The sequence below is a fragment of the Pseudomonas sp. 14A genome, assembly GCF_018132745.1.
Classification (GTDB): Bacteria; Pseudomonadota; Gammaproteobacteria; order Pseudomonadales; family Pseudomonadaceae; genus Aquipseudomonas; species Aquipseudomonas mercuritolerans.
In genome coordinates, this window is sequence record NZ_JAGRQJ010000018.1 from 408,841 (window position 1) to 422,947 (window position 14,107).

Below are 14,107 nucleotides of genomic sequence, written 5' to 3' on the forward strand. Positions count from 1 at the left end.
CCCGCCACCCTATTTCTGATTGAGAGAGCTTTCTCATGTTTGCACGCTTTTCCTGCATCGCCGTCATCGCCCTGCTCGCCTCCGGTTGCGCCAACACCTCGCCGACCCTGGGCAGCAAGAACATCAGCTACGGCGACACCAAAGCGGTTGAAACCGTGACCAACGAATTCGGTTCGACCGACCTGCAAATGATCGCCGAGTCGATGACCCGCTCGCTGGCCCAGTCCGGTATCCTGCAGGGCCGTCCGGTGGTTCAGGTCTACGATGTGAAGAACAAGACCAGCGAGTACATCGACACCCGCGAAATCACCACCAGCATCAAGACTCAGTTGATGAAGACCGGTGTTGCGCGCTTCGCCAGCGACAACAATGCGATGCAGAGCCAGGTTGACCAGCTCAAGCTGCAAAACCAGAGCGGCCTGTACAAGAAAAGCACCGTGGCCAAGACCGGCAACATGGTTGCCGCCAAGTACCGCATCGAAGGCTCGATCAGCTCGATCGTCAAGCGCAGCAGCGACTACAAGGACGTCTTCTACAAATTCAGCCTGCAGTTGATCGACGTCGAAAGCGGTCTGGCCGAGTGGATGGACGAAAAAGAGATCCGCAAAACCACGGAGCGTTAATCGATGCGCACATGGATTGGCATGATGGCCCTGGCTTGCGCGTTCAGCGCGCAGGCGGCCCCGAAGGTAGCGGTGACGGATCTGGCGTATCAGGAGCGCGTGGAGCAATACATCCACATCGTTTCGGCGCAGAGCAATCACCGCGAGAGTTACTACAGCGCCAGCGGTTCTTCGAGCTACAACGAGATCGAAGCGACCACCAGCTATATCGAACAGGGCGAGTTGCGCAAATTCACCGGCGACATCAAGGGTGAAATCCTGCGTACCGGCATGTTCCAGCTGGTGCAGGGCACGCCTTATACCGCCTCATCCAAAGGCGATGTGTATGACGTGATCAGGCGCATCAAGGCCGGCAACTTCAAAGGCGCCGACTACGTGCTGTTCGGCACCGTGTCCGATATCGACTTCACCCAGGACATCAACGAGCTGGCGCAGACCGACAGCTACTCGGCGGTACTGGGCCTGACGCTGGTGGCGGATTTCAGTCTGATCAACACCAAGACCTACGAGATCACCTCGGCCTTCACGGCGATGGGCGAAGCGCAGGACACCAAACTGGTGAACCATCGCGACATCAAGATCTCGCTGAACCGTCCGCGGGTGGTGCGTGAGGTGTCGAAGGCCTTGGGCGAAGACGTGGCCGGGCAACTGAGCATGCAGCTCGGTGGTGGTGACGGTTATGAGCAGCCGCGTGAAGCGCCGCAGCGCAACAATCTGCCGCGTGACACGGCGCCGGTGATTTTACGCTGAGCCGGATCTGACAACTTTTGTGGCGAAGGGCTCTGTGGCGAGGGGATTTATCCCCGTTGGGTCGCGAAGCGGCCCTCGCTATTGATGCAAGACGATTGGGACTGCTGCGCAGTCCAAAGGGGATAAATCCCCTCGCCACAAAAGCTCGCTTGCCCCGATGTCTCGGTAGACATGAAAAAGGCGACCTCTTGAGGTCGCCTTTTTTGTGCCCGAGCGGTTTACCCCGCCGCTTTGCGCAACGTCGCCATGAATGCCGCCGCGCCGATGAACAGCCCGGCAAAGGTGCGGTTCATGCGTTTCTGCTGCTTGGGCGTGCGCAACAGGCGCAGCACCTTCGACGCCAGTCCGGTGTAGCCGGCCATGACAATCAGGTCGACGAACACCATGGTCACGCCGATCACCAGATACTGAATCAGCAGCGGCGCATGGGGATTGATGAACTGCGGCAACACCGCGAGCATGAACACCAACGCCTTGGGGTTGCTGATGTTCACCAGAAAGCCGCGAAACACCAGGGCCAGTGGCTTGCCGATCGGCCGCACTGCGGCGTCATCGCTCATGTCCATGGGCAGCGCGCGCCATTGCTTGATCGCTAGGTAAACCAGATAGGCGACACCGAACCATTTGATCGCATGGAATGCCGTGGCCGAAGCAGTGAGCACAGCGCCAACACCCGCGCCGACAAGCGCGATCTGCACCGCCAGACCGATCTGCAGGCCCAGTGCGTTCCAATAGCCGCGCCAGAATCCGTATTGCAGACCGCTGGACATCGACGCGATGGCGCCCGCGCCCGGGGACAGGCTGATCACCCAGCAGGCGGCAAAGAATGCCAGCCATGTTTGAAGCTCCATCGCATACCTCGGCCGATGCTTGTGACAAATGCCTAAGCTAATGCGGCTTCGTGTGGATGACTACCAGTTTTTTGCTAAATATTGCGGGAAGCTGAGGGCCCCTTCGCGAGCAGGCTCGCTCCCACAGGAGGAACGCATTCCAATGTGGGAGCGAGCCTGCTCGCGAAGGCGTCGGAACAGACGACGTAGAAATTACTTCTCAAACCCGCTGGAAGGAAACACATCGGTCCCGCGCCAACGCCGCACCGAACGCTGGAAGAACAGGCTGTTCGGCACCTGCACCATGGCGCTGCCGGTACCGAGTTCTTCGGCCTCGACCAGCGTGGTGTAGAGCAGATTGATCGCGATCACCCGGCCTTTGACGCCAGGCTTGTCGGTGGTGTCCACCAGCTCGACCACGTCGCCGAGGCGGAACGGCCCGACGGTGAAGATCAGAATCGCGCAGAGCAAATTCGACAGCACACTCCACATCGCAAAGAACGCCACCGCCGCCACCGCGACAAATCCCGACAGCGCCGTCCACAGCACCGTGGCCGAAACACCGAGGCGCTCGAGCACGAAGAGCAGCGCGCTGCCCATGATCAGCCAGCGCAACACGCCGCGCAGCGGCATCAGCAACTGCGGTGGAAACGGATAGCGCTCACCCAGACGAGTCAGGCCTTTGGCGACGAAACGCTGGGTCAGGTAACCGGCCAGCAGGATCAGCAGAATCTGCGCGGTGAACCAGAGCGGCTCGACCCACACCGCCGCAAAGGGCAGCTTGAAGGCTTCCATCAGGACAACGCCTCCAGCTCCGCCTGCATGCTTTCCAGGGTTTCCAGCGCTTCCATCCAGGCTTCTTCCAGCTCGGCTTCACGAACCTTCAATTTCGCCTGTTCGGCCAACAGATCACGCAGTTCATTCTTGCGCGCCGGCTCGTAGATATCGCTGTCACCGAGGCTGGCATCGACCTTGGCCAGTTTCTCGTGGAGCTTGCCCAGTTCAGCTTCGAGTTTGTCGGCCTCGCGCTTGTGCGGCGCCAGTTGCTGACGCAACGCTGCCGCCGCTTGGCGCTGAGCTTTCTTGTCGGTTTTGTCCGGGTTGACCGGCGTGTTGCTGACCGGCGTATTGCGCTGGCGGTATTCCACCAGCCAGCGCGCGTAGTCTTCGAGATCGCCATCGAACTCTTCGACCTTGCCGTCAGCAACCAGATAGAAGTTGTCGGTGGTGCTCTTGAGCAAGTGCCGATCGTGAGAGACCACCAGCACCGCACCGCTGAATTCCTGCAGGGCCATGGTCAGCGCCAGGCGCATTTCCAGGTCGAGGTGGTTGGTCGGTTCGTCGAGCAGCAACAGGTTCGGCCGCTCCCAGGCGATCAGCGCGAGGGCCAGACGGGCCTTCTCGCCACCGGAGAAATTCAGCACCGGCTCATCGATGCGTGCGCCACGGAAGTCGAAGCCGCCGAGGAAGTCACGCAAGGTCTGCTCGCGCTCACCCGGCGCCAGACGCTGCAAATGCAGCAACGGGCTGGCCTTGGAGTCCAGCGAGTCGAGCTGATGCTGAGCGAAGTAGCCGACCACGGTGTTTTCGCCACGGGTCAGGCGCCCGGCCAACGGTTCGAGCTCGCCGGCGAGGTTCTTGATCAGCGTCGATTTACCCGCGCCGTTCGGCCCGAGCAGGCCGATCCGCGCACCCGGGGTCAGTTGCAGCTTGACCTTCTCGAGGATGGTCTTGTCGCCATAACCCAAGCGCGCATCGGACAGGTCGATCAGCGGACTGGAGATCTTGGTCGACTCGCGGAAGACGAAGTCGAACGGCGAATCGACGTGGGCCGCCGACAATTCTTCCATGCGCTCCAGCGCCTTGATCCGGCTCTGCGCCTGGCGGGCCTTGGTCGCTTGCGCCTTGAAGCGAGCGATGTAGCTTTCCATGTGCGCACGCTGCGCCTGCTGCTTCTCGTAGGCCTGTTGCTGCTGGGCCAGACGCTCGGCGCGGGCGCGCTCAAACGCGGTGTAGCCGCCCCGGTACAGGGTCAGTTTGCGCTGATCGACATGGGCGACGTGATCGACCACTTCGTCGAGGAAATCCCGGTCGTGGGAAATCAGCAGCAAGGTGCCCGGATAACTCTTCAGCCACTCTTCGAGCCAGATGATCGCGTCGAGATCCAAGTGGTTGGTCGGTTCATCGAGCAGCAGCAGATCCGACGGGCACATCAGTGCCTGCGCCAGATTCAGACGCATCCGCCAGCCACCGGAGAAATCGCCTACTTGACGATCCATCTGCTCATTGGTGAAACCGAGTCCGGCGAGCAACTTGCGCGCCCGCGCATCGGCGGTATAACCGTCGGCGCTGTCGAGTTCGGCATGCAGGCGCGCCAGTGCGGTGCCGTCGTGGGCCTCCTCGGCGGCGGCAAGCTCGCGTTGCACCTCACGCAGACGCAGGTCGCCATCGAGCACATAATCGACCGCCAGGCGTTCGAGGGTGTCGACCTCCTGGCGCATATGCGCGATACGCCAGTCGGCCGGCAGCAGGCAGTCGCCCGAGTCCGGGTGCAACTCGCCGCGCAGCAGGGCGAACAGGCTGGATTTGCCGGCACCGTTGGCGCCGATGAGGCCGGCTTTGTGGCCGGCGTGCAGGGTCAGCTCGGCGTCTTCTAGCAGACGTTGCGGGCCACGCTGTAAAGTCAGGTTCTGAAGTCGGATCATAATGGCGGCGGAGTCTACCAGCTTCGCTCACAACTGGCGCGAGTAGCACGATGTCCTCTGACCTGTGGAGCTTTGCCCTTGATGTCTACGCCCGACCGGGCGTGGAAGATGCCTGCCTGCAATTGCAAACGGCGGGCGCCAATGTCTGCCTGTTGCTTTGCGGTTTATGGCTGGAGCAGCGTGCGGTGACCTGCGATGAACCGCGCGTGCGCTTGCTCAGGGCCTTGACCGCGCCGTGGGATGTCGAGGTGGTGCAGCCTCTGCGAACCCTGCGCATGCAATGGAAAGCGCGGGCCGTCGATGATGCGGTGGTGGCAGGCATGCGCGAGCAGATCAAGTCACTGGAGCTTGAAGCTGAGCGAACCTTGCTGTCACGGCTGGAAGGTGTGGCGCAGGAGTGGACGCGCAACGATGCAGGTTCGGTGACCTGGCTTGAGGGCTTGGCCGGCAATGCCGCCAGCCTGAGCCGCGACGCGCTGCAAGTGCTGCGCGTCGCGGCGACCGGCACTTAGGAAGCGCTGGTCGGGGTGCTGCTGACATTCGACGAGGCGGCTGGCGCTGGCGCAGTCGAAGGGGTCGAGTGAGTGGCGGACGACGGTGCCGACGTAGCTGGAGCAGCCGGGGTGGCGGCAGTGGCAGGCTTGGCTGCTGGAGCGGCAGCCGGTTTGGTCGCGGCTGGCTTGGCAGCTGCAGGCTTTTTCACCGCTGGTTTTGCGGCTGGCTTGGCGGCCGGTTTTGCAGCAGCGGTCGCAGGCTTTGCAGCAGCGGGTTTCGCAGCTGGCTTGGCGGCCGGTTTCGCAGCGGTTTTTGCCGCAGGTTTTGCCGCCGATGTTGCGGCTGGTTTGGCAGCCGGTTTTACCGCCACTTTCGCAGCAGGTTTGGCGGCGGCCGGCTTGGCCGCAGCTTTGGCAGCAGGCTTCGCAGCGGCAGTCTTGGCAGCAGGTTTTGCTGCTGGTTTCGCTGCTGCTTTGGCAGCAGGTTTGGCGGCTGCGGTTTTTGCCGGTGCAGCTTTGCTCGCGGCCGGTTTTGCCGCGGCTTTGGCAGGGGTGGCTTTCACTGCTGGCTTGGCTGCAGCAGGTTTGGCTGCGGTGGTTTTAGCCGCCGGTTTTGCCGCGCTCGCCGCCGGCTTCTTCGCTGCAGTTTTTGCCGCTGGTTTGGCAGCCGCTTTCACTGGCGCCTTGGCCGCTGGTTTGGCGGCGGTTTTCGCAACAGCAGGTTTCGCCGCAGCGGTCTTCGCCGGGGCTTTGCTTGCAGCAGGCTTGGCAGCGACTTTCTTCGCTGGTGCTGCTGCCGGTTTGGCCGAACGCGACGACAGAACCTTGCCCACTGCTTCCTGCACGCGACCAACACCTTGGGCCAGTTTCAGGCTTTCCTGGGCATCGCGCTTGAGCTGCAGAATGTAGCTGCGGGTCTCGGACTGACGATCTTTCAAAGCGTCGAGCAAGTCTTCGAGTTCTTTCACGGCAGCCTTGGCCTTGTTCTGTGCCTTGGCTTTGCCGGCGGTGGCGGCGTCCTGCAATTTGGTGCGCGATTTGTGCAGTTTTTCCTGCGCCTTGCCACGCTGTTTTTCCAGCTTGGCGAGCAGTTTTTCAGCATCAGCCAAGGCTTGCGAGCAAGCGTTTTCCAAATGCTCGAGCAGGCTGCCCGACAACTGTTGGAGTAAGTGCAACGGAGTATTTACAGGCTTCTTGGTGGCCGACATGGTTTACCTCCTGGCTGACGTGAGTGCGGCTCATACTAGACCTCTGCTGATACCGCCGCTAGGGCATGTTGACAGTATCTGCACCGTTGCGTTGCACCGAAGCCGAAATGTTCTGCGCGCGGGAAAAAGCAGTTCACCGATGCAGACGTTTGCACTGGCATAATCCCCCGCATCCCAGGTCGGAGAGTGCCCATGTCGCGCTACTTTATTTTGTCCCTCTGCGTGTTTTTTTCGACGGCGTATGCCGATGAAAAAAACACGGCGAACGATGCTCATGATCTGGCTTACAGCCTCGGTGCCAGCCTCGGCGAACGGCTGCGCCAAGAGGTGCCGCAGTTGCAGATCCAGGCGCTGATCGAAGGTCTGCAACAGGCGTATCAGGGCAAGCCGCTGGCGCTGAGTGAAGCGCGTATCGAACAGATTCTGGCCGACCACGAATCGCGCAATGCCGAGCAGGCATCACGGCAATCGAGCGACGCGGCGATGGAAAACGAGCAACGCTTTCTCAGTGCGGAAAAAGCCAAACCGGGAGTGAAGGAACTGGCCGATGGCATCCTTCTGACTGAACTGGTTCCGGGCACTGGCGCCAAGGCCGGCCCGGACGGCAAAGTGCAGGTGCTGTATGTCGGCAAGCTGCCGGACGGCACCGTGTTCGATCAGAACACCCAGCCGCAATGGTTCAACCTCGACAGCGTAATCGCCGGTTGGCGCACCGCACTGCAGAACATGCCGGTGGGGGCGAAGTGGCGACTGGTGATTCCATCGGATCAGGCCTATGGCGCCGACGGTGCCGGCGACCTGATTGCGCCATTCACGCCACTGGTTTTTGAAGTGGAATTGCGCGGCGCGACGAGCTGATCAGGCATAAAAAAACGGTGCGCTTTCGGGCGCACCGTTTTTTCATGAAGGACGTGGATCAGGCCTGAACCGGATCTTCTTCCTTGTGTGCCGTGTGCAGCACTTCGATCAGGCAATCTTCAAGTTCAAAACGCTCGTGCAACAAGCCGCCCAATTCCTTGAATTTCTCCGCAACGCATTTGCCTTCGTCGCACAGGTCGTTGAACGCGAGTAGCTTCTCGGTAATGACGTCAATGCGCGGGTAGATCGTTTCGGCGAGCTCCAGACCGCGCTTGTCGTTGAACGCCTTGGCTTCGCCAGTCAGCTGTTCATAGATTTCGAAGTGCCCCGCCGATACGTAATCGACCAGCACGCCGCAGAATTCCTGCAAAGGCTTGCGGCTCTCGGACAGCGACTCAGGCTGCGCACCGAGCTTGTCGTAGGCGCCGATCAGCTCTTCACGCTCCTGCAACCAGCGGTCGATCAGCAGATGAACCCCACCCCAACGTTCCTGAGCATTCTGACAACTTTCGAGCATGGCGATCTCTCTTCCCTTGTGGGTCATGCTGCTCTACACCCGCGCCCTGTTCTGATTTGACTGGTGGACGATCGGGCAGAGCGTCATCGAGCAACATAAATCCAATGACACGTGCCGGCCAGATTATGCCCGCACGCCTATGGCTTCAAGGTACGCAGGAGATAAAGTTCATACAAGTGTTTAATCCCTGACCAGCATGTGGTGCGACGCTTCGTCGCTGACCGGTCGTTGCAGAGCGCTCCAGATCAGACGCAACAACTGACAAACAGCAAGAATCGACACGCCGACAAAAAACAGCAGACTCCATTCAGGGATGCTCAAATCGAACAGCGTCCAAGAGATGTCCGCACAATCGGCGCCGCCGTTGAACATCCGTTGTAATGCGCAGATCCACGGCAAACCACTGAAGAGTGACTCCACGGTTGGCGAGCATCTGACCAGTTGCAGCATGGAGTCGCTCTGGATCAGAACCTGCCGCCACGCAGCGGTGGTTCCGCCCAGACTGGCGCCCAGCGCAAACAGCCAGTACCACCATAATCCGCCGCGCCGGGGGCCATGCACCGCCGCCACGCCGCAGCCAATGCACAGCAGGGTGAGGAACAACCGCTGCACCAGGCACAGACTGCAAGGCGTCAGGCCGACTGCGTATTCGAGGTAATAGGAAGCTCCCAGAGCAAAGGCCCCCGCAATGAAAGCCATGAAGAACAAGGAGCGTGAGCAGGCCAACGACATGGCTTTTCCGTAACAGTAGAGACAGACGGTTACGGTAGAGGAAAGCGTGTCAGCCTTTCAAGGCAAGGACCTGCCGACAGTTCACCACAGGTGTAGGGAAAACCCGACAGGCTCGATAGGAAATGGTGAAGCGCTCTGTAGGACTTTGTCTCTTGAGCGCAAAGAAGGGGAATTTTCGGTCATCGAAGTTCGCGAGGGAGCATCCTCCCCCGCCCTTCAGACCTTCGCCACAACCGGCAAAGGCGCCGCCAGCAAGCGTTCATCCAGCAGCCCGAGACCTTCCTGAAACAACTGGTTGCTGCGCTCGGTATCGCCAAGCTGAGCAAGCAGGCGGGCCAGTTCCGCACAGGTCTCCGGATTGCGCTGCACACGCAGACTGCTTTCCAGATAGTCACGGGCCTTGCCCCACAGACTGGTTTGCAGACACAAACGGCCCAGGGTCAGCAACAGGCTCGCATCGGCCGGATGCTCCTTGAGCCAGCCTTCGGCAATCTGCAACTGACGCGCAGGATCACTGCCACGAACCAGACCATAAAGCCGCGCCAGATGGCTGTCGTACTTGCGCTTGAGCGCTGTGCGCAGCACTTCTTCGGCTTCGACCTGAGCGCCCAACTGGCGCAGTTGCTCGGCATAGGCCAGTACCAAAGGTGCTTCCTGACGCTGCGCCGAAGTCAGCTGTTCCCACGCCCGCTTGAGCGATTGTAGACCCACGGTACCGTCTTCTTCGCGTTGCGCTGCCAGGGACAGATTCTCACCCCAGGCGCGACGCTCGAGTTCAGCCAGTTCAGCCGGCGGTAGAACCTTGTCTTTGCGCAGTTCCGGCAACAGACGAATCACCGCCGACCATTCGCCACGCTGCTGATGCAGACGTTGCAATTGACGCAATGTCTGCGCGCTGCGCGGATGCCGTTCATGCATCGCCTGCAAGGTCACCAGCGCACCGTCGGTGTCGCCACGATCGGTCTGCAACTGTGCGTGACTGAGGGCGATTGCCAATTCGGCTTGCGGCTGACGCTCCAGCGCGCGTTCAAGCAAACGATCACTTTCTTCGTACTGGCCTTGCTCGTTCGCCGCACGGGCGGCGCCGAGGTAATACAGCAGCGGCTGACGCTCGGCTTCCGCTGCGCGGGTCAGATGCCGTTGCGCGCTGGCCCAGCGACCTTCAGCCAGATCCAGTTGTCCGTGTTCGATCGCCACTTGCACGCGGCGGCTGCGATTGCGTCGCGACCACGGATTGACCACGCCGGTGGAGGTCATCACCAGCTCGACCAGCACCTTGATGCCCCAGAACAGCAGCCACAGCACCGCTATCACCGCCAGTGTCGCCCACAGGCTCGATTCGTAGCGGAAGCTCTTGTACGCCACCAGCACGTAACCGGAATGCTCGGCAATCGCCAGGCCCAGTGCTGCCGTCGCGGCGATGACCAGAAACACGATTACATAGAGGCGCTTCATGGGGTCGCCTCCTGCGCAGCATTGGCGGCAGGCTTGGCGAACGGTTTCACCGATTCCTCGGCATTGACGTTACGTCGCTCCAGATATCCCTGCACCGCACTCAAGGTGCCGGTCAGATCCGGAGTCTTGACGGTGACCGGTTCCTTGCTCAGCTCGGCGACCTGTTCCAGCATGACTTTGCTTTGCGGGTTGTCCGGATTGAAATTGCCCTTGAGCACATCGCGCGCCTCGGCCAACGCCTGGGTGTATACCGGCGCCTGACCGTTGAGCGCGGCCCACTGCGCCTGCTCCAGCGCCAGGCTCAGGGCCAGGCGCACCTGGCTCAGGCTCTGTCCGGCCAGCAACGGTTTGACGTTCTTGTCAGCATTGAAGTCGATGCGGATATAGCGCGAAACCTTGTCCCACCACTGCGCCCAGCGACTGGCGCCATCGCCATCGCTGGTCAGGCCCAGCAGCGACTCGCCGCGATCCTTGTACTCCGGCGCCAGCTCGGTGAGGTCGATGACTTGATCGCGCAGCGCGCCGAGACGCAGGAACAGCCCGGTGCGATCAGGCTGTTCGGTGCTGCGCAAGGCGACCAGGGTTTTCGCCACTTGCTCGCGCGCGGCGAAGGAGCCCGGATCGTTCTGTTCACGGAGAATTTCATCGGCGCCCTGCACCAGTGCCTGCGCACTGCTGATGTCCTGCAACGCTGAAAGGCGCAGGCTGGCCAGACGCAGCAAGTGTTCGGCCTCGGCCAAACGCCAGTCCTTGCGGCTGGCGCCGAGGACGGTTTCCAGACGTTGATTGAGGCGCTGCTGATCGCCCTGCAATTGCGTGACCAGACGCTGGCGCTCGGCGAGCTCGTCAGCACCGGGCAACTGCGCCAGACGCTCGGTCAGACGCTGTTCGTTGAGCTTCAGACTCTGCGCCTGATCGTTCAACGCCTGCACCTGACTCGACTGTTGCTGCGTGTTGTTCTGCAGGTGGCGCACCTGCCAGACACCCCAGCCACCGATGGCGACACCGGCAGCACCGAGCAGCAAGGCGACAATCGCCAGTCCATTGCCTCGGCGCGGCTCTTTGGCCGGTGGTGGAGTTTCAACCTGGGCATCGAGCGCAGGCTGGACGTCATCTTTTGGCAAGGCTGTTTCGCTCACGTATCCATCCTTTGCATTAGAAAACGGCACGGGAAATTCCCGTAACGCCGTCAGCAAAGCCGCGGCACTCGCGCCGCGGCAATCCACAACTGTTTGAGCCCCGGCGGCACGTGCCAGCTCGGCGACCCTCGGGCTTGGAACAAACAACGGCAAGTGCGCGATCTTCGGCCAGGCATCGCCGGCCATCTGCCGCAGGTGCTCGAAACCCTGTCCACTGCTGACCACCAGCCCGTTCAAGCGTTCCGCTTCGATCCGCCGTGGCAGCTCGTTTGGCGGGTAGGCTGGCAGGTCGCGGCGATACAACTCCAGATACTCGACACTAGCACCAAGCGCGCGCAGGCGCTCGGCGAGCAGTTCACGACCACCCTCGCCGCGCAGGATCATCACCTGCGCACCGGGCTGGCTCACCGCCTCGCGCAGACGCGGCAATTGCAGCAGGGCTTCACTGTCATCGCCATCAGCCGGGAAGCTGACATCGAGACCATGCTCGCGAAGAATGCCTGCGGTCGCCGCGCCGACGCTGAACCACGGCATGCTCAATGGCGCCGTGCCTGCGGACTTGAGCAGATCCACCGCAATCCGTGCCGCCGGTTTGCTGACCACAATCACCGCGCTGCAAGCGGGCAATCGCGAAATCGCCTGGCGAATAGTCTCAGAGAGCGGCAGCGGAACGATGTCCAAAAGCGGCAGACAACTGCTGAAAATCCCGTGCCCGGCCAACTGTTCGGCCAGCGCCGCGCAGTCGTCTGCCGGGCGCGTCAGCAGCAGGCGCCAGGCCGTCACTCGTGACCCGCCTCGCCGTACACCGCTTTGAGAATGTCGTCGGCGCCTTGCTTGAGCAGGTCTTCAGCGACCTGCACGCCCAAGGTCTCAGCGTCCGCGCGCGGCGCGCGGGCTTCGGCACTGAGCAGCCTGCCGCCGCTCGGCTCACCGACCAGGCCGCGCAACCACAGTTGCTCGCCTTCGAGCACCGCGTAGCAGGCGATGGGCACTTGGCAGCCGCCGTTCAAGTGTTTGTTGAGGGCGCGTTCGGCGTTCACCCGCGAAGCGGTATCGGCGTGATGCAAAGGCGCGAGCAAGGCGTGAATTTCGTGGTCGGCGCTGCGGCATTCTATGCCGACCGCGCCCTGGCCACCGGCCGGCAAGCTGTCATCGACACTGATCGCCGAAGTGATGCGATCCTCGAAACCGAGGCGGATCAAACCGGCGGCGGCGAGGATGATCGCGTCGTACTCGCCGGCGTCGAGTTTGGCCAGACGGGTGTTGACGTTGCCGCGCAGGAAACGGATCTGCAGGTCGGGACGCCGCGCCAGCAATTGCGTTTGCCGACGCAGGCTCGAAGTGCCGACGATGGCCCCGGCAGGCAGCGCTTCAAGACTGGCGTAGGTGTTGGAGACGAAAGCATCGCGCGGGTCTTCACGCTCACAGATGCAGAACAGACCCAGGCCTTGCGGGAAGTCCATCGGCACGTCTTTCATCGAATGCACGGCGATATCGGCTTGATTTTCCAGCAGCGCGGTTTCCAGTTCCTTGACGAACAGGCCCTTGCCGCCGATCTTCGACAGTGGCGAGTCGAGCAGCTTGTCGCCGCGACTGACCATGGGCACCAGCGTCACCAGCAGGCCCGGGTGGGCCGCTTCCAGACGGGCTTTAACGTATTCGGCCTGCCAGAGGGCCAGCGCACTTTTACGGGTGGCGATGCGGATTTCGCGAGGGGACATGGAACAATCCGTACTGAATAGATACGGCGGATAATAACAGCTCAGTCAATTTCACTTTGACCTGAATCAGAACCGGCGCGGCCTCCCTGGCCTGCCATGCCGGATAAAAGAACACGAAAAGGCCGGTGAGGACTGGGTCAAAGCCCCTGCATCATCTTGCGCACACCGGCAACATGCCGACGGCTGACAATCAGTGCGTCGCCATTGAGGCCTTTGAGGAACAACTGGAAATGTCCCAGCGGTGTGCGCTGCAATCGCTCGATGCGGTCGCGGGCGACCAGCGCATTGCGGTGGATACGCACAAAGCGTTCGCCGAATTCGTCTTCAAGGGCTTTGAGGGGTTCGTCGAGCAGCACCTCGCCGGCTTCGTGACGCAGGGTCACGTATTTGTGGTCGGCGATGAAGTAGACCACCTGATCCAGCGGAATCAGCTCGATGCCTTTACGGGTCCGTGCGCTGATGTGGCTGCGTGGGCCGTTGCCACTTTCGGCAGCGGGACGGGTCAGGGCCGAGAGTTGCGCCCGGTTGGGACGTTCAGCCCGCTTCAGGGCTTCATTCAAGTGTTCGGTTCGCACAGGTTTCACCACATAGCCCACGGCGCTGGCCTGCAGGGCTTCCACGGCAAATTCATCGGGACTGGTGCAAAACACCACGGCCGGCGGCGTCTCTCGTTCGCACAGTCGGGCAGCAACCTGCAGGCCATCGAGGCCCGGCATGCGGATATCGAGCAGCACGATATCCGGCTTGTGGCTGTCGATCAGCGCTAACGCCTCCTCGCCATTCGTGGCACTGGGCTCCAGGACTGTGTAACCCTCGAGCTCGCTCACCATACGGCTTAGGCGCTCGCGAGCCAGGGGTTCGTCATCAACGATCAGGACATTCATATTGCGCTGGATTCCTGCGTGAGTCTCGCACAAGGATAGCGTAGACAGGTGTAGTGACCTGCGTCACCGCGATCCACGCTAAGACTAGCCCGAGCGCCAAAAAGTGCCGTACGTCGGCCAGCAATATTTGCCAGCGTCCGGGTCGTACCGCTCAGAGCCCACTGTTTCCTGCGTTTCTCACGGTGGTTGGC

Annotated in this window: 14 protein-coding genes and 2 pseudogenes; 4 read left to right on the top strand and 12 right to left on the bottom strand. The window is 61.4% G+C overall.

What is annotated here, in order from left to right; all coding sequences use genetic code 11:
* Positions 1-35 precede the first annotated feature (35 nt).
* Positions 36-623 (top strand): penicillin-binding protein activator LpoB, encoded by a 588-nt coding sequence (gene lpoB / locus PS14A_RS24455; protein WP_016772610.1) that lies wholly within the window; start codon positions 36-38, stop codon positions 621-623.
* A 3-nt stretch (positions 624-626) separates the two neighbouring features.
* Positions 627-1,373 (top strand): penicillin-binding protein activator LpoB, encoded by a 747-nt coding sequence (locus PS14A_RS24460; protein ID WP_212617414.1) that lies wholly within the window; start codon positions 627-629, stop codon positions 1,371-1,373.
* A 218-nt stretch (positions 1,374-1,591) separates the two neighbouring features.
* On the opposite strand, the gene rhtB is transcribed toward PS14A_RS24460, so the two are convergent.
* The 3 genes from rhtB to PS14A_RS24475 form a co-directional block, all read right to left on the bottom strand.
* The gene (rhtB, locus tag PS14A_RS24465) at positions 1,592-2,224 is read right to left on the bottom strand and encodes a homoserine/homoserine lactone efflux protein (protein ID WP_212617415.1); all 633 of its coding nucleotides are present in this window, start codon (positions 2,222-2,224) and stop codon (positions 1,592-1,594) included.
* Positions 2,225-2,416: 192 nt separating this feature from the next.
* Positions 2,417-2,998 (bottom strand): mechanosensitive ion channel family protein, encoded by a 582-nt coding sequence (locus PS14A_RS24470; RefSeq protein ID WP_024014760.1) that lies wholly within the window; start codon positions 2,996-2,998, stop codon positions 2,417-2,419.
* Positions 2,998-4,908, bottom strand: coding sequence for an ATP-binding cassette domain-containing protein (locus PS14A_RS24475; RefSeq protein WP_212617416.1), 1,911 nt, complete (start codon positions 4,906-4,908; stop codon positions 2,998-3,000). The genes PS14A_RS24470 and PS14A_RS24475 overlap by 1 nt, the downstream gene beginning before the upstream one ends.
* 50 nt (positions 4,909-4,958) lie before the next feature.
* Between PS14A_RS24475 and PS14A_RS24480 the strand changes: the two genes are divergently transcribed.
* Complete coding sequence (locus PS14A_RS24480) at positions 4,959-5,420, top strand: TIGR02444 family protein (protein WP_130910604.1); 462 nt, start codon at positions 4,959-4,961, stop codon at positions 5,418-5,420.
* On the opposite strand, the gene PS14A_RS24485 is transcribed toward PS14A_RS24480, so the two are convergent.
* Positions 5,417-6,610 carry an AlgP family protein gene (locus PS14A_RS24485; RefSeq protein ID WP_212617417.1) on the bottom strand — a complete coding sequence of 398 codons (1,194 nt, stop codon included), beginning with the start codon at positions 6,608-6,610 and terminating at the stop codon, positions 5,417-5,419. The two genes, PS14A_RS24480 and PS14A_RS24485, sit on opposite strands and share 4 nt — an antisense overlap.
* A gap of 192 nt (positions 6,611-6,802) precedes the next feature.
* Between PS14A_RS24485 and PS14A_RS24490 the strand changes: the two genes are divergently transcribed.
* A complete protein-coding gene (locus tag PS14A_RS24490; protein ID WP_016772603.1) occupies positions 6,803-7,468 on the top strand; it encodes an FKBP-type peptidyl-prolyl cis-trans isomerase in 666 nt (221 codons plus the stop codon).
* A gap of 58 nt (positions 7,469-7,526) precedes the next feature.
* Here the strand turns inward: PS14A_RS24490 and PS14A_RS24495 are convergent, their stop codons facing one another.
* The 8 genes and pseudogenes from PS14A_RS24495 to PS14A_RS26690 form a co-directional block, all read right to left on the bottom strand.
* On the bottom strand, positions 7,527-7,985 hold the full coding sequence (locus PS14A_RS24495) for an Rsd/AlgQ family anti-sigma factor (RefSeq protein WP_016985889.1): 459 nt from the start codon (positions 7,983-7,985) through the stop codon (positions 7,527-7,529).
* A 180-nt stretch (positions 7,986-8,165) separates the two neighbouring features.
* Positions 8,166-8,717 carry a disulfide bond formation protein B gene (locus PS14A_RS24500; protein ID WP_137214377.1) on the bottom strand — a complete coding sequence of 184 codons (552 nt, stop codon included), beginning with the start codon at positions 8,715-8,717 and terminating at the stop codon, positions 8,166-8,168.
* 216 nt (positions 8,718-8,933) lie between these two features.
* The gene (locus PS14A_RS24505) at positions 8,934-10,172 is read right to left on the bottom strand and encodes a heme biosynthesis protein HemY (protein ID WP_212617418.1); all 1,239 of its coding nucleotides are present in this window, start codon (positions 10,170-10,172) and stop codon (positions 8,934-8,936) included.
* Positions 10,169-11,311 carry a uroporphyrinogen-III C-methyltransferase gene (locus tag PS14A_RS26680; protein ID WP_349251729.1) on the bottom strand — a complete coding sequence of 381 codons (1,143 nt, stop codon included), beginning with the start codon at positions 11,309-11,311 and terminating at the stop codon, positions 10,169-10,171. The genes PS14A_RS24505 and PS14A_RS26680 overlap by 4 nt, the downstream gene beginning before the upstream one ends.
* A gap of 36 nt (positions 11,312-11,347) precedes the next feature.
* A pseudogene (locus tag PS14A_RS26685) lies at positions 11,348-12,094 on the bottom strand (uroporphyrinogen-III synthase); the annotation flags it as partial.
* Entirely contained in the window at positions 12,091-13,032 is a 942-nt protein-coding gene (hemC, locus tag PS14A_RS24515) for a hydroxymethylbilane synthase (RefSeq protein WP_137214380.1), read from the bottom strand. The gene hemC and the pseudogene PS14A_RS26685, both read right to left, overlap by 4 nt.
* Positions 13,033-13,169: 137 nt before the next feature.
* On the bottom strand, positions 13,170-13,916 hold the full coding sequence (locus PS14A_RS24520) for a LytTR family DNA-binding domain-containing protein (protein ID WP_016772598.1): 747 nt from the start codon (positions 13,914-13,916) through the stop codon (positions 13,170-13,172).
* Positions 13,913-14,065: pseudogene (locus PS14A_RS26690) on the bottom strand (sensor histidine kinase); the annotation flags it as partial. The pseudogene PS14A_RS26690 and the gene PS14A_RS24520, both read right to left, overlap by 4 nt.
* Positions 14,066-14,107: the final 42 nt, after the last annotated feature.

Coding starts and splice junctions, on each gene's coding strand:
- PS14A_RS24470 (WP_024014760.1), bottom strand. CDS start 2,998: ATGGAAGCCTTCAAGCTGCCCTTTGCGGCGGTGTGGGTCGAGCCGCTC.
- lpoB (WP_016772610.1), top strand. CDS start 36: ATGTTTGCACGCTTTTCCTGCATCGCCGTCATCGCCCTGCTCGCCTCC.
- PS14A_RS24520 (WP_016772598.1), bottom strand. CDS start 13,916: ATGAATGTCCTGATCGTTGATGACGAACCCCTGGCTCGCGAGCGCCTA.
- PS14A_RS24500 (WP_137214377.1), bottom strand. CDS start 8,717: ATGTCGTTGGCCTGCTCACGCTCCTTGTTCTTCATGGCTTTCATTGCG.
- PS14A_RS24495 (WP_016985889.1), bottom strand. CDS start 7,985: ATGCTCGAAAGTTGTCAGAATGCTCAGGAACGTTGGGGTGGGGTTCAT.
- hemC (WP_137214380.1), bottom strand. CDS start 13,032: ATGTCCCCTCGCGAAATCCGCATCGCCACCCGTAAAAGTGCGCTGGCC.
- PS14A_RS24505 (WP_212617418.1), bottom strand. CDS start 10,172: ATGAAGCGCCTCTATGTAATCGTGTTTCTGGTCATCGCCGCGACGGCA.
- PS14A_RS24480 (WP_130910604.1), top strand. CDS start 4,959: ATGTCCTCTGACCTGTGGAGCTTTGCCCTTGATGTCTACGCCCGACCG.
- PS14A_RS24460 (WP_212617414.1), top strand. CDS start 627: ATGCGCACATGGATTGGCATGATGGCCCTGGCTTGCGCGTTCAGCGCG.
- PS14A_RS24485 (WP_212617417.1), bottom strand. CDS start 6,610: ATGTCGGCCACCAAGAAGCCTGTAAATACTCCGTTGCACTTACTCCAA.
- rhtB (WP_212617415.1), bottom strand. CDS start 2,224: ATGGAGCTTCAAACATGGCTGGCATTCTTTGCCGCCTGCTGGGTGATC.
- PS14A_RS24490 (WP_016772603.1), top strand. CDS start 6,803: ATGTCGCGCTACTTTATTTTGTCCCTCTGCGTGTTTTTTTCGACGGCG.
- PS14A_RS24475 (WP_212617416.1), bottom strand. CDS start 4,908: ATGATCCGACTTCAGAACCTGACTTTACAGCGTGGCCCGCAACGTCTG.